General features: G+C 74.4%; 12 protein-coding genes and 1 pseudogene. 7 read left to right on the top strand and 6 right to left on the bottom strand.

The features are described from left to right. From ABL57_RS00330 to ABL57_RS00340, 3 genes and pseudogenes are all read right to left on the bottom strand, one after another. Positions 1-549 (bottom strand): annotated as a pseudogene (locus ABL57_RS00330) (hypothetical protein); the annotation flags it as partial. A gap of 263 nt (positions 550-812) precedes the next feature. Continuing rightward, positions 813-2,495 (bottom strand): AarF/ABC1/UbiB kinase family protein, encoded by a 1,683-nt coding sequence (locus ABL57_RS00335; RefSeq protein WP_047801463.1) that lies wholly within the window; start codon positions 2,493-2,495, stop codon positions 813-815. Continuing rightward, on the bottom strand, positions 2,492-3,649 hold the full coding sequence (locus ABL57_RS00340; protein ID WP_047801464.1) for a hypothetical protein: 1,158 nt from the start codon (positions 3,647-3,649) through the stop codon (positions 2,492-2,494). The genes ABL57_RS00335 and ABL57_RS00340 overlap by 4 nt, the downstream gene beginning before the upstream one ends. Before the next feature lie 225 nt (positions 3,650-3,874). Here ABL57_RS00340 and ABL57_RS22115 point away from each other — a divergent pair, with 225 nt between their 5' ends. Both ABL57_RS22115 and ABL57_RS00350 read left to right on the top strand, forming a co-directional pair. Beyond that, entirely contained in the window at positions 3,875-5,293 is a 1,419-nt protein-coding gene (locus ABL57_RS22115) for a hypothetical protein (RefSeq protein WP_047801465.1), read from the top strand. A 66-nt stretch (positions 5,294-5,359) separates the two neighbouring features. Beyond that, positions 5,360-5,563 (top strand): hypothetical protein, encoded by a 204-nt coding sequence (locus ABL57_RS00350; RefSeq protein WP_047801466.1) that lies wholly within the window; start codon positions 5,360-5,362, stop codon positions 5,561-5,563. Between the two features lie 25 nt (positions 5,564-5,588). Here the strand turns inward: ABL57_RS00350 and pepN are convergent, their stop codons facing one another. Continuing rightward, positions 5,589-8,201 carry an aminopeptidase N gene (gene pepN, locus ABL57_RS00355; protein WP_047801471.1) on the bottom strand — a complete coding sequence of 871 codons (2,613 nt, stop codon included), beginning with the start codon at positions 8,199-8,201 and terminating at the stop codon, positions 5,589-5,591. Positions 8,202-8,301: 100 nt separating this feature from the next. On the opposite strand from pepN, the gene ABL57_RS00360 reads away from it, so the two are divergent. Together ABL57_RS00360 and ABL57_RS00365 are read left to right on the top strand one after the other, a co-directional pair. Further along, complete coding sequence (locus ABL57_RS00360; protein WP_082157127.1) at positions 8,302-8,802, top strand: DUF2243 domain-containing protein; 501 nt, start codon at positions 8,302-8,304, stop codon at positions 8,800-8,802. Further along, complete coding sequence (locus ABL57_RS00365; RefSeq protein WP_082157128.1) at positions 8,799-9,659, top strand: cytochrome c oxidase assembly protein; 861 nt, start codon at positions 8,799-8,801, stop codon at positions 9,657-9,659. Before ABL57_RS00360 ends, ABL57_RS00365 begins: the two co-directional genes overlap by 4 nt. Here ABL57_RS00365 and ABL57_RS00370 read toward each other — a convergent pair. Together ABL57_RS00370 and ABL57_RS23260 are read right to left on the bottom strand one after the other, a co-directional pair. Then, complete coding sequence (locus ABL57_RS00370; protein WP_047801467.1) at positions 9,589-9,861, bottom strand: hypothetical protein; 273 nt, start codon at positions 9,859-9,861, stop codon at positions 9,589-9,591. The genes ABL57_RS00365 and ABL57_RS00370 overlap by 71 nt on opposite strands. Then, on the bottom strand, positions 9,858-9,980 hold the full coding sequence (locus ABL57_RS23260; RefSeq protein ID WP_256363806.1) for a hypothetical protein: 123 nt from the start codon (positions 9,978-9,980) through the stop codon (positions 9,858-9,860). The genes ABL57_RS00370 and ABL57_RS23260 overlap by 4 nt, the downstream gene beginning before the upstream one ends. A gap of 172 nt (positions 9,981-10,152) precedes the next feature. Between ABL57_RS23260 and ABL57_RS00375 the strand changes: the two genes are divergently transcribed. The 3 genes from ABL57_RS00375 to ABL57_RS00385 all read left to right on the top strand — a co-directional run. Further along, complete coding sequence (locus tag ABL57_RS00375; RefSeq protein WP_082157129.1) at positions 10,153-11,124, top strand: polysaccharide pyruvyl transferase family protein; 972 nt, start codon at positions 10,153-10,155, stop codon at positions 11,122-11,124. Positions 11,125-11,173: 49 nt separating this feature from the next. Beyond that, positions 11,174-12,811 carry a carbamoyltransferase C-terminal domain-containing protein gene (locus tag ABL57_RS00380; protein ID WP_047801468.1) on the top strand — a complete coding sequence of 546 codons (1,638 nt, stop codon included), beginning with the start codon at positions 11,174-11,176 and terminating at the stop codon, positions 12,809-12,811. After that, a partial coding sequence (locus ABL57_RS00385; protein WP_047801469.1) for a glycosyltransferase family 2 protein occupies positions 12,808-13,628 on the top strand: 821 nt, incomplete at its 3' end. The genes ABL57_RS00380 and ABL57_RS00385, both read left to right, overlap by 4 nt.

Below are 13,628 nucleotides of genomic sequence, written 5' to 3' on the forward strand. Positions count from 1 at the left end.
GTTCCACCACTTGTGCCACAGGGCGTCGTCCGTGCCGAGCACGAAGCAGTCCAGCCGGTTGCGCGCCCAGGAGGAGACCCCCACGCCGCCGCGGCACCGGCCGCCCAGGCTCTCCCAGCCGCTCCAGCGGCGCCCGTTCCACCACTTGTGCCACAGGGCGTCGTCGCGGCCGATGCCGAAGCAGTCGATCCGGTCCCGGTCCCAGGACACGGCGGAGGGGTTGTACCGCAGCCGGCCGCCCAGGCTCTCCCAGCCGCTCCAGCGGCGCCCGTTCCACCACTTGTGCCACAGGGCGTCGTCGGTGCCGACGACGAAGGTGTCGAGCCGGCCCCGTGCCCAGGAGGACACGCCGGTGCCGTACCGGCAGTCGCCGCCCAGGTCCTCCCATCCCGACCAGGCGGTGGTGGTCACGGGCGCGGCGGAGCCGGCCGGCGCGGACCCCAGGGCCACCCCTGTGCCCAGCACGGCGCCGGCCGTGATGAGGTTCCTGCGTGAGATGCCGCCGGGGGCGGCGGCGGTCCGCTCGTGCGGAAGGTCCCGTGTGGTCATGGTGTGCTCCTCGACGCGGGGCGGGACCGGCCGGTCGCACGGGCTCCCGCCGCGGTGGATGGTGGCCGCGACCGGGCCGGCGCCGTCCCGCCCTCCGTCCGGGGTGGTGCGGGCACGGTCCGCCGGTCGCACGGCCATGATCCGGCCTGCGGCGTTATCCCGGTATGACTACCTCCGGGGCACTTCGGGCACCCTGGGCGCGCCCGGGCGGGACGCCGGGGGCCCGGCGCGGCCCGATGACCGGGCGGCCGGGCCGGCGGGGCTCAGAAGCGGCGCCGGACCCGCAGGGTGCTCGCCAGGCGCCGGACCTTGGGCACGTTGGTGGAGAGCACCAGGTAGCCCGTGAGAGTGCCCACGGTGGTCGCCCCGCCGGCGATGAGCGGCGTGTGGTAGCGGCGCCACCGCTCCGGGTCCGAGGCGAGGATGTGCGCCATCCCGTTGATGGACGCGGCGATCACCGCCCCGGCGACCACCTGGTGGCCGATCTTCTCCCCGCGCTTGAGCAGCGGCTCGAACTCGTCGGCGCGCAGGTGGACGTCGAAGCCGCCCCGTTCCAGGACCACGATCAGCCGGCGCAGGTACTCCGGGGCCTCCACGCCCATCTGCACGGCGTCCTCCACGACGTCCCGCAGCCGCTTGACCAGGACCTCGGGGGAGAGCCGGTGCAGGACGAAGCGCTGGGCGTAGGGGGTGAGGACGGTGACCAGGTCGAAGTCCGGGTCCAGGCCCGTGCCCACGGACTCGGCCGTGACGAGCATCCGCAGGAACAGGGCGGACTCGCGCGGCAGGTGCATCCGGTAGCGGCGGAGCAGGCCGATGAGGTCGCCCATGAGGTGGCCCACCCGCACCTCCTGCAGCGGCTTGTTGGCGTAGCGGCGCAGCATGATCCCCACGTCGCGGTCCAGCTCCCGCTTGTTGACGTCCTCCTCCTGGGACGTCATGCCGAGCAGCCCGGCCGCCGCGCGCCGGGGGTTCTGCTGCACCACCCCGAGCATGAGGGTGACCAGGTGGTCGCGGAACTCGTCGGTGAGGGTGCCCATCATGCCGAAGTCGATGATGCCGATCCGCCCGCCGGTCTCCACGAAGAGGTTGCCCGGGTGCGGGTCGGCGTGGAAGAAGCCGTGCTCGAAGATCATCCGGCAGATGGCCTCGGTGGAGTCCACGGCCAGCAGGTGCCGGTCGAGCCCGGCGGCCTCGAGCGCGGGGTAGTCGTTGATCTTGATCCCGCGCACCCGCTCCATGGTGAGGATCCGGGAGGTGGAGGCCTCCCAGAAGATCTCCGGGATGTGCACCCGGGGGTCGCCCCGGAAGTTCTCCGCCATCCGCTGGGCGTTGCGGGCCTCCGTGAGGTAGTCCAGCTCGTCCCGCAGGGACTGGGCGAACTCGTCCGCGAGCCCCGCGAGGTCGAAGTGCTCCACGGCAGGCCAGTAGGTGGACAGCAGCTTGGCGAGCTCCGCGAGGATCTCCAGGTCCCGGTTGACCTCCTCGACGACGCCCGGCCGGCGGACCTTCACGACGACGTCGACGCCGTGGTAGACGGCCGCGTGCGCCTGGCCGATCGAGCCGGTGGCCAGCGGGGTGGGGTCGATCTGGGCGAGGATCTCCTCCGCGGCGGAGTCCGGCTCGGACTCGATCATCGCGCGGATCTGCTCCGGGGGCACCGGCGGCGAGTTGTCCTGCAGCCGGGTGAGCTCCTGCACGTAGCGCGGCGGCAGGAGGTCCGGTCGCGTGGAGACCAGCTGCCCCAGCTTCACGAAGGTGGGACCGAGCTCCTCGAGGGCCTGCCGCAGGTGCACCGGCTGGCTGTAGAGCTTGTTCGGGTCGATCAGGCGCACCCGGGCCAGCGGCGCCCGCCACTCCTCCTTGATCCCGCCGAGGGCGAAGCCGAAGCCGTGCTTGGAGAGCACCTCGAGGATCTGCAGGAAGCGTTCGCGGCGGCTGATCATCGGCCGGCCACTCCGGTGCTCATCCGGGCCAGGTAGAAGGACATGAATCCGGTGGCCACCGCCACGATGAAGCACAGCGCGCTGACCAGCGGCTCGATCCCCAGGAACACCGCTCCGACGCCGGCCAGCAGCACGGTCACCGCCAGCAGCGCCCACACGGCCACGCCGACCCGCCCTGCGGCACCGCCGCGGGGGTGGGCGGAGGAGCGCTGGACGGAGACGTCCTCGTCCGGCCCCGAGCGCTCGGCGCCGGCGGCCCCCGCACCGGACACGGTCAGGCCCTTGCGCCACTTCTTGGCGTTGCGTGAGCGGTCGGCCTCCGCGGGGACGTAGGCGTCCGGCACCGGGTGGCCGTCGGTGGGCGGGAGCAGCTCGGGGACGTCGTTGGGCAGCCGCTCGAACCACTCCGCTGGGATCTCCTCCGGGCGGGCGGCCTGGATGGTCATCGAGACCTCGAAGGCCGAGCCGCGGATCGTGCCCCACACCGCGGTGAGCAGCTCGTGCTGGAACGCGTGGTTGATGATCGGGATGAACTGCTGGGACATCTGGGTCGACAGCCGGCCCACCTGCCGGCGCTCGTAGAGCACGTCCACGGTGTCCACGACCTGCCCGTGGTGGTTCTTGACCTTGTTGGCCTCCAGGGTCAGCATCACCCGGCCCTCGCCCGAAGGCGGCACCACGCTGTGCAGGTACTCGGCGAACTCCTGCTCGTCCAGGACCTTGATCGAGGGCCCCTGCGGCAGCACGGTCGCGTGGGTCGGAGGCGTGTTGAGCGGGAACAGCAGGTCCGGGGCGGCGATGGACAGCCGCGCCGTCGCGTCGACCTCCGCCTGCCCGTCCTGGCGCAGCACGGTGGCGTCGAGCTTGAGCGGGGCCACCGGTGTGAAGCCCGAGGCGATCACCCGGGCCAGGTAGGGCCAGTACCGCTGCGCGTCCTGCTGGGCGAGGTGGCCGATCTTGTTGGGGCCGATCCGGACCGAGACCGTGTGCGGGTCGAAGGGGTTGTCCGGCTCCGGCACCAGCGCCGCGTTGCCCGTCCAGGTCCGCAGCTTGCCGAAGGACAGACCGCCGAACACCCGCATGATCTCGGTGTCGTAGAAGTTCTCCGTGACGATCTCCAGAGAGCCGCGGTCGTTGAGCGCGTAGTCGGTCATGGTCTCCCTCGGTGGAGCTGGGGCGGCAAGTCGTCAATAGCTTCTCACGATTCCCGGAACGGCCGGTTCAAGCCCCGGCCCCTACGGTGTCCGGGCCGACTGGTGCAATGAGCACCGATCAGGAGTCCCGTGCGGACACCGATGAGGACGCTGATCAGGACACCGGGCGGGCCCCGGTGGCCGCCCCGGGACGAGAGCCGGACCGGGACCGGAGAGGAGGCGCGGATGCCCCAGGGCCAGGCCCCCCCGCCCGAGCCCGCCGGCACGGCCGTGGACGTCGACGTGCTCCGCACGCTGTTCCTCAGCCCCGCCGGCTGGATCCACCGCCGCGTGGAGTCCGTGCTGATGAGCCCCGACGGCGTCACCCGGCGGAAGGTCTCCCTCGACGTGGACCTCGCCGCCCACGACCCCTGGCCGGCCGACGCCGCCGGCCGGCTGCTGGTGCCGGTCACCATCCAGGCCAAGCAGCCCCTGCGCAACTTCGACGCCGTCTGCGAGGGGGAGCCCGCCCCCGTGCTCGGCACCGAGGACAACGGGGCGCTCGCCGAGCTGCTGCTGCGCGGACTCATCCCGGAGCAGCTGCCGCTGGCCGAGGCCGCCCTGCTGGCCGAGCAGCACGTGCCCGCGATCGTGCACGTGCCGGAGCTGCTCGTGGAGGACGCCCTCGACCGGTTCTGGGCCCACTGCGAGCACCTGCGCGCGGTCGTGCACGAGCTGATCGCGCTGGGCCGGCTCTCGGCCGAGGACGCCGAGAACTGGGACGGCGACTTCGCCCTGTTCACCACGGTGGCCGACCAGCTGGCGCGCGGGTTCCTGCTGACCTTCGTGCTGCCCGCCGAGCTCGCGGGCCGGCGGCTCGTGCTCAAGTACGCGATGGACGAGCAGTACGCCGCCGGCCGCCGGTCGCGGGCGCAGGACCGGCTGCGGCACTGCTGGAAGCCCTGGGTCGGCCGGGTGGGCCTGCACGACCTCGCCTCCTGCCGCAGCTTCCACCTGGAGCTGACGGTGCCCGCGGAGGTCCGGCTGCACGAGTTCACGGTCCTCTCCGCCGAGGACGACAGGAGCGGCACGGTCCCGGACCGGGCGGTGGACCGCGTCCTCGCCGAGGACCGGATCGTGCAGCGATGGCCCGGTGCCGTCCGCGGCCACCTGGCCCTGCGGCCCACGTCCCGTTTCGACGACGCCTTCTGCGAGATGGTGATCCTGCCGGCCCGGCAGGGGATCACGGCGTTCGCGTCCGTGGCGGTGAGCCTGATCACCGCGGTCCTGCTGCTCGTGGGTGTCGTGGCGGCCGCGCCCGAGCGGGTGCTGGGGCCGGGCTGGCAGGTGCCGTCCGCGGCGGCGTCGATCGTGATGTCCGTGGTCGCGGTGCTGCTCTCCTGGATCAACCGGCAGCCCGAGCACGACCTCTCGGTGCGCGTGATGCGCCCGCTGCGCTACGCCCTGAACCTGGAGGCGTTCGTCATGCTCATGCTCGCCGGCGCGGCGTCGGTGCCCTTCACCCCGGGGGCCGCCGGGGCCTACTGGGCCCTGCTGCTGCTCCTGCACACGCTGTCCCTCGTGCTGGTCGTGCGCACCTGGTGGGTGCGCCGGGCCGTGGACCGCGGCCGCTACACCGCCCGGGCGCGACGGCGCGGGCCGTGACCGGCGGCGCTCTGTTCAGTGGGACGGTGGCCTCCTACACTGGAGAGGTCACGGAAAGGATCCACCATGGCCTATGACGCACGGACCGGCCCGCAGGAGCCCCAGCCGCGCCGCACGCGACCGAACGACTCCAAGGTGAACGTGCTGCAGCTGGGCAACTCGTCGATGTCCCTGGGCCAGAGTCTGGACCGGCGCGTCTTCAAGTCCAACGAGGACGCCCAGCGCGCGGTGGAGCGCGTGCTGCGCCGGGCCGCCCGCCGCGCCGGCTGAGGCGACGCCGCCCGGAGGTGCGCCGTCAGGGGCGGGCCGCCGCCTGGGCGCGCAGGGCCCGCAGCAGGTGGTCCTGCTCCTCGGCCAGGATCCGGCGCAGCGCGGCCGGCGCCCCGGCGTGGTTGCTCAGCCACAGCTCCGTGCGCGCCACCACCGGGTGGTGCTGGGGGTCGCGGCCCGGCTCCAGATCGGCGTCCGAGGGGTAGAGGCCCTCGACCGTGCGGGTGGCCATCCCGATGGACCGGCGCGCCCAGACCTCCTCCAGCATGGCGAAGTAGGGCTCCCGGTAGGGCTCCACGAGCTCCTCCGGGCCGAGCCGGAACCCGGCGATCGTGGCCGTCAGCAGCTCGTTGGACAGCCCCTCCCCGGTGATCGCCTCCCACGCCTCGGCCTTGGCCTCCGGAATGGGCCGGGCGGCGCGGGTGCGGGCCCACCCGATCTGCCCGGTGCGGGTGCGGTCCGCGGCGTGCTCCCGCTCCACGGCGGCCTCCAGCTCCGGGTCCGGGCCGTGCGCGGTGGCCACCAGCGCCGTCCACAGCGCCCAGCGCAGCTCCGGGCCCAGCGTCAGCCCCGGCAGGGCGTCCGCCCCGGTGAGCAGGTCCCGCAGCCAGCCGTCGTGGGAGCGGTCGCGCCGGGCCAGGCGCGCGGTCTGCCGGGCGAGGGCGAGCTGGCGGTCGCTGCCGGGGTCCGCCCCGCGCAGCTCGCGCACGGCGACGTCGAGCAGCCGCCCCCGCAGCCGGTCCCGCCGTGCCGGCGGGGTGTAGCGCTCCACGGCCTGCACGGCGTGCTCCACGGCGTTGACGAACATCCCCGCCTGCGGCTCGGCGAACCCGTGGTCCAGGACGGCCCCCACCCAGTCCCCGGGGTCCAGCTCGGCGTCGCGGGCGGCGTTCCACAGCCCCGACCACAGCTGGGCCCGGGCCATGGCGTCCTCCACGGAGGACAGCGAGCTCAGCGCCGTGGTCAGCGACAGCGGGTCCAGGCGGGTCTTGGCGTAGGTCAGGTCCTCGTCGTTGACCACCAGCAGCGGCGCGGTGGAGCCCACGAGCTCCGGGACCTCCACACAGGCCGCCGCGGGCAGGTCCACGCTGACCGTGCCGGTGCGCACCAGCACGTCCCCGGGCCCGCGCTCGTAGCCGCCGAGCAGCAGCCGGTGCGGGCGCAGCACCCCGGGGCCGGGCTCCTGCAGCAGCGCGGCGAAGGTCACCGCCCCGTCGTCGTCCCGGGCGAGGTCCAGGCTCAGGGTGCCGACCCCCGAGGTGGCCAGCCAGGAGTCCGCCCACCCGCGCACGTCCCGCCCGGAGGCCTCCTCGAGCACCGCCAGGAAGTCCTCCAGCGTGGTGGACCCGTAGGCGTGGCGGCGGAAGTAGGAGCGGCACGCGTCGACGAACGGGCCGTAGCCCACGAACGCGACGAGCTGCTTGAGCACCGCCGCGCCCTTGGCGTAGGTGATGCCGTCGAAGTTCTGCCGGGCGGCCTCGAGGTCCGGGATGTCGGCGACCACCGGGTGCGTGGTCGGGAGCTGGTCCTGCTGGTACGCCCAGGCCTTGCGCCGGTCGGCGAAGGCGATCCACGCCTCCTCGAAGTCGGTGGCCTGCACCGACGCGTGGGCGCCCATGAACTCCGCGAAGGACTCCTTCAGCCAGAGGTCGTCCCACCAGCTCATGGTCACCAGGTCCCCGAACCACATGTGGGACATCTCGTGCATCAGCGTGTTCGCCCGGCCCTGGTACTGGGCACGGGTCGCCCCGTCCGGGAACAGGTACTCCTCGGTGAACGTCACCAGCCCCGGGTTCTCCATCGCCCCCAGGTTGTACTCCGGCACGAACGCCTGCTCGTACTTCCCGAACGGGTACGGGTGGTCGAAGAGCTCGGTGAAGAACGTCAGCCCCTGCCGGGTGAGGTCGAACAGCTCACGGGCGTCGAGGTGCTCGGCCAGCGAGGCCCGGCAGTACAGGGCCAGCGGCACGGTCATCCGGCTGCCGTCCTCGAAGGAGTGCCGCCACTCGCTCGCCACCCGGTGGTAGGGCCCGGCCAGGACGGTGGTGATGTACGTGGAGATCCGCTCGGTGGCGGAGAACTCGTGCCGCAGCGCCCCGCCGCGCTCCGCCTCCGGGGCGGGGGAGCTCACCATCCGCACCCCGTTGGACGAGACCTCCCAGCCCTCCGGGGCCAGGACCGTGAACCGGAACGACGCCTTGAGGTCGGGCTGCTCGAAGCCGGCGAAGACCCGGCGGGCGTCCGCCGGCTCGTACTGCGTGTAGAGATAGGTCCGCCCGTCGGACGGATCCACGAAGCGGTGCATGCCCTCGCCCGAGCGGGAGTAGCGGGCCCGGCCGGCCACCGTGACCTCGTTGTCCGCCGCCAGCGAGGGCAGCCGGATCCGGGAGCCCTCCACGACGTCGTCCGGGTCCAGGGCCAGGCCGTTGACCGCCACCGACTCCACCGAGTGGGCGATGAAGTCCAGGAACGTCTGCGCGCCCTCCTCGGCGCGGAAGCGCACCGTGGTCTCCGACCCGAACGAGTCCTCGGCCGGATCGGCGGCGGCGGAGAGGTCGAGCACCACCTCGTAGTCCTCCACGGTGATCAGCGCGGAGCGGTCGGCGGCCTCGCGGCGGGTCAGGTTGTCGTTGCGCACGGTGCCATTGAACCATCCGGGCCGCCGCCCCGCCCTGGACAGCAGGCTGACGGTGCCTAGGCTGGAGGCGACCGCCGCCCTCGACCCCAGGAGGCCCCCCATGGCCGACGCCCCCGCCGCCCGCAGCGGGCGCGCCCCCGAGCCGGCGGGTCCCGCCGGGCAGGACCGCCGCACCGTGCTCGCCGGCGCGCTGCTGGGCGCGGGCATCGCCGCCTCCGTGGTGGACCTGGCCGTGTTCCACCTCATCCTGCACTGGCACCACTTCTACGACCTGTCCACCACCGGCGTCGCGCTGTTCTCGGACGGCCTCTTCCACGCCTTCGGCTGGTTCGTGACGGTCGGCTCGCTCTTCCTGCTCGCCGACGTGCGGCGGCGCGGGGCCCTGTCCTGGGGACGCTGGGCCGGGGCGCTGCTGGCCGGCCTGGGTGCCTTCCAGCTCTTCGACGGCGTGGTGCTGCACAAGGTGCTCCGGATCCACCAGGTCCGCTACGACGTGGACCTGCTGCTCTACGACGTCACCTGGATCGGCACGGCCGTGCTCGCGCTCGCGGTGGGGCTGGGGGTGCTCCACCGCGCCCGGTCCGCCCGGGCCGGACGGTGAGCCCGCACCACGGCGGTGCGGATTGGGCCGCCGTGGAGGCCGTGGCCGTGCTCGCCCTGGCGGCGGGCGCGGCCGGCTACGCCGCGGCGCTGTGGGCGGCACGGCACCGCAGTCCGTGGCCGGTCCGGCGGACCGTCCTGTGGTTCGCCGGGCTCGGCTGCGCGGGGGCTTCTCTGCTGGGCCCCCTGGCCGCCGCCGCCCACGGCAGCTTCGCCGCCCACATGGTGGTGCACCTGCTGCTCGGGATGGCGGCGCCGCTGCTGCTCGTGCTCGGCGCGCCCGTGACCCTGGCGCTGCGGGCGCTGCCGGTGGCCGGCGCCCGGTGTCTGGCCCGGCTCCTGCGCAGCCGTCCGGTCCGGGTGCTGAGCCACCCGGTGGTGGCGGGAACGCTGAACGCCGGGGGCCTCTGGGTGCTGTACAGCACCGGCCTGTACGCCGCCATGCACGCCTCTGCGCCGGTGCACGCCGCCGTGCACGCCCACGTCCTGCTCGCCGGGTACCTCTTCACCGCGGCCGTCGTCGGGGTGGACACCGACCCGCATCGAGGATCCCTGCGGCTGCGCGCGGCGGTGCTGGTGGGGTATCTCACCGTGCACGCGGTGCTGGCGAAGCGGCTCTACGGGGACCCGCCCGCCGGGGTGGGGACCGCCGACGCGCAGCTGGGGTCCCGGATCATGTACTACGGCGGGGACGCCGTGGACGTGGCCCTGCTCGTGGTCTTCTTCGCCCAGTGGTATGCCGCCGGCCGGACGCGGGCCGCCCCGGCGGCGGCGTGGACGGCCGGGCTCAGGCCGCCGGCGCGGAGCCGCCCCGGGCCTCGAGCTCGGCGACGAGCTCGTCGTGCCGGTCCTGGGTGACGGGGTGCGGGCCGTCCGGAGCGGTCAGGTACTCGTGCTCGAGCTGGCACACCACCCGGCTGTGCAGCACCTGCAGCTCCACCAGGGACAGGGCGGAGAGCTCAGCGGGGAAGGCGCAGTCCGGGCCCAGGCACGTGTCGCAGCCGGACGTTCCCCCGGCGGCGGGGCCGGCCGGGGACGGGACCGTGTCGAGGCCGCTCATGCCGCCACGGCCTTGGTATCGATGCTGCCGGAGGGCCGGGAGGCGGGGACGGGGGCGGCACCGGTGCGGCACCGGGCGACCGGGTCGATTCGCGCGACGACGGTCAGCTGGGAGTCCATGGAGGATTCCTTCCACAACGGGATGACGTGGCCGGCTGCTTGACCCGTGAGGTCGAGCTTAGACCGGTAGTCCGCCGGCCACCAGGGGGGATGCGCGGCCGTGCCCGGGCCGGGGACCCGGACGCGGTGCGGTGCGCCGGACCCCGGGCCGCCGACCGGTAGCCTCGGGGGCATGCGCACACTCGTGGTCGGTTGGTCCAGCGTCCTGCACGGCGAGGCGACGGCCGGTGACGTCCTGGCCATGGACGCCGTCGCCGACGCCCTCGGCGCGGCCGGCGTCCCGCACGACGTCGCCTGGAGCGCGGTGATGTGCCCGCCCGGCGGGCTGCGCCTCGACGACGCCGACCCCGGACGGTACACCGATCTGGTCTTCGTCTGCGGGCCGGCCACCGGCCGCTCGATCGCCGAGCTGCACGAGCGCTTCGCCCACTGCCGCCGGATCGCGGTGGGGGTCAGCGTGCTCGACCCCGGCGACCCGGTGACCGCCGGGTTCCACCGGGTGATCGCCCGCGACCGCCCCGGGGCCGGGGCGCACCGGGACCTGGCGGCCCGCCCGGTGCCGCAGGCGGTGCCCGTGCTGGGCGTCTACCTCACCTCCGGGCAGCAGGAGTACGGTGCGCGCCGCCGGCACGAGACGACGCGGTCCGGGCTCGAGGCGTGGCTGGGCGGGCTGGACGCGGCCCGGCTGCCGCTGGAGACCCGGCTGGACCCGCGCGACTGGCGGCTGCCCGCCACCGCGGCGCAGGTCGGCTCCGTGATCGCCCGGCTCGACGTCGTCGTGACCATGCGCATGCACGGTCTCGTCCTGGCCCTGCGGGCCGGGGTCCCCGTCCTGGCCGTGGACCCCGTCGCCGGGGGCGGGAAGGTCACGGCCCAGGCACGGGCCTGGGACTGGCCGGCCGTCGTCGGGCCCGAGGAGCTCGGCGCCGACCTGCTCGAGGAGCAGCTGCGCTGGTGCCTGTCGGAGGACGGGCGGAAGGCCGCCCAGGCGCGCTCCGTGAAGGACCCCAGCGGGGCCGAGCAGCTCCACGACCTCGTCCGGGAGCTGGGCGGCACGCCCCGCCCCGGCACCGCCGGCCCGCTCGGCGCCGAGACCGGCGACAGGCTCCTCGAGCGGGCCGGAACCCCCGCGCACCAGCGGTGACACGCCCCCAAGATCAGCCGCCTGATCAGTCTGTGTAATACTCCGCTCTATGAACTACCTGGGCATCAACGCGATTTTTCACGACCCCGCGGCGGCTCTCGTCGTGGACGGCAGAGTGGTGGCGGCGGCGGAGGAGGAGCGCTTCTCCCGGCGCAAGCACGGCAAGCGGCCCGTGCCGTTCTCCGCGTGGGAGCTGCCCGAGCAGGCGATGCGCTGGTGCCTCGCCGAGGCCGGGCTGACCCCGGCGGACCTGGACGCCGTCGGCTACTCCTTCGACCCGGCGATCGCCGCCGAGATGCCGGACGACCCGTACGACCCGGTGCGGGTGGACTACGCCCGCCGGGCCCCGGGCTTTCTCACCGAGGCCCTGCCCGGCCTGGACCGGAACAAGGTCCGCTTCGTCGAGCACCACGTCGCGCACGCGGCGTCGGCGGGCCTGGCCGCCCCCTCCCGCACCAGCAGCGTGCTCGTGGTCGACGGCCGCGGCGAGGCGCACTCGCACCTGGCCGGACGCTACCGCGACGGCGAGCTGGAGATCCTGCACCGCCAGGCCCTGCCGGAGTCCCTGGGCCTGCTCTACGAGTCCCTCACCGACCACCTCGGCTTCCTGCGCTCCTCCGACGAGTTCAAGGTCATGGCCCTGGCCTCCTACGGCGAGCCCCGCTTCCTGCCCGAGCTGCGCGAGATCGTCCGTGCCACCGGCGACGGCGGGTTCACCGCCCAGGCCCCGGACTGGACCCGCTTCGCCCCACGCCGGATCGACGACGGCACCTGGGGCGGCGACCATGCCGACCTCGCCGCCTCCGTGCAGGCCGTCGTCGAGGAGGTCCTGGTGGACCTCGCCACCTGGCTGCACGGCCAGACCGGCGACCGCGTGCTGACCATGGCCGGCGGCACCGCCCTGAACTGCGTGGCCAACTCCCGCATCTGGCGGGAGACCCCCTTCGAGGAGGTCTGGGTCCAGCCCGCCTCCGGGGACTCCGGCACCGCCCTCGGCGCCGCCCTGCACCTGGCACAGGAGGCCGGTGACCTCGGGGAGCCGCAGCCCACCGCCGCCCTCGGGCGCAGCTGGTCCGACGAGGAGCTCGCGGAGTGGCTGCGCACCGCCCAGGTGCCCTTCACCACACCCGAGGACCTCGCCGGGGAGGTCGCCGACGTCCTCGCGGACAACGGGGTCGTCGCCTGGTTCGACGGCCGCAGCGAGTTCGGCCCCCGCGCCCTGGGCCGCCGGTCCCTGATCGCCAACCCGATGCACCAGGAGAACCTCGAGCGGCTCAACGACGTCAAGGGCCGGGAGCAGTTCCGCCCCGTGGCGCCCATGGTCCTCGAGGAGCGCGCCGCCGAGATCTTCAGCGGCGGACCGATGCCCAGCCCGTTCATGCTCTTCGTGCACGACGTGGCCCCGCAGTGGCGGGAGAGGATCCCCACCGTCACCCACGTGGACGGCACCGCGCGCATCCAGACCGTCACGGACGAGGACAACGCCGGGATCGCGGCGCTGCTGCGGGCCTTCGACGAGCGCACGGGCGTGCCCGTCGTCGTGAACACCTCGCTCAACACCGCCGGCCGCCCCATGGTCGACGACCCCCGCGACGCCCTCGAGCTCTTCGGCTCGGCCCCCGTGGCCGCGCTCGTGCTGGGCCCGCACCTGGTCCGCCGCGCCTCCTTCTTCCAGGAGGCCCGATGACGCCGGCGTCCACCGAGCCCGCCACCTACGCCGTCGTCATCCCCTCGGTGGGCCGGCCCACCCTGCAGTGGCTGCTGGACACCCTCTCCGCCCAGGACGTCGACGCCCGTCACCCCGGCCCCCTGGAGGTCGTCGTGGTCGACGACCGCCGCGGGGACGTGGCGCCGCTGCGGCTGAGCGTCCCGGACACCGTCGCCTGGACCGTGCGCACCGTGCGCGGCTACGGGCGCGGACCCGCCGCGGCCCGCAACCGCGGCTGGCGCGCCGCCCGGCGCTCCGGCGCCGAGTGGATCGCGTTCCTCGACGACGACGTCGAGCTGCCCGCCGGCTGGGCGCAGCGGCTGGCCGAGGACCTCGCCGCGTGCGGGCCCGAGACCGGCGCGACCCAGGGCCGCATCGACGTCCCGCTGCCGGACACCCGCCGGCCCACGGACTGGGAGCGCAACACCGCCTCCCTCGAGGACGCCGACTGGGCCACCGCCGACATGGCCTACCGCGTGGCGGCCCTGGAGGCCGTCGCCGGCTTCGACGAGCGGTTCCCGCGCGCCTACCGCGAGGACGCCGACCTCGCCCTGCGCGTGCGCCGGGCGGGCTGGCAGCTCGTGCGCGGCGAACGGCGGATCACCCACCCGGTGCGCCCGGCCGACGACCTGGTGAGCCTGCGCGTGCAGGCCGGCAACGCCGACGACGCCCTGATGCGCCGGCTGCACGGACCGGACTGGCGCGCCGCGGCGGAGGCGCCTCGCGGCGGCTTCGCGTGGCACGCCGCCACCGTCGGCGCCCTGGGGGTCACCGCGGCCGGGGCCGCGGCGGCCGC

Origin of the sequence: Kocuria sp. SM24M-10 (assembly GCF_001027955.1) — a bacterium.
GTDB classification, from domain to species: Bacteria; Actinomycetota; Actinomycetes; order Actinomycetales; family Micrococcaceae; genus Kocuria; species Kocuria oceani.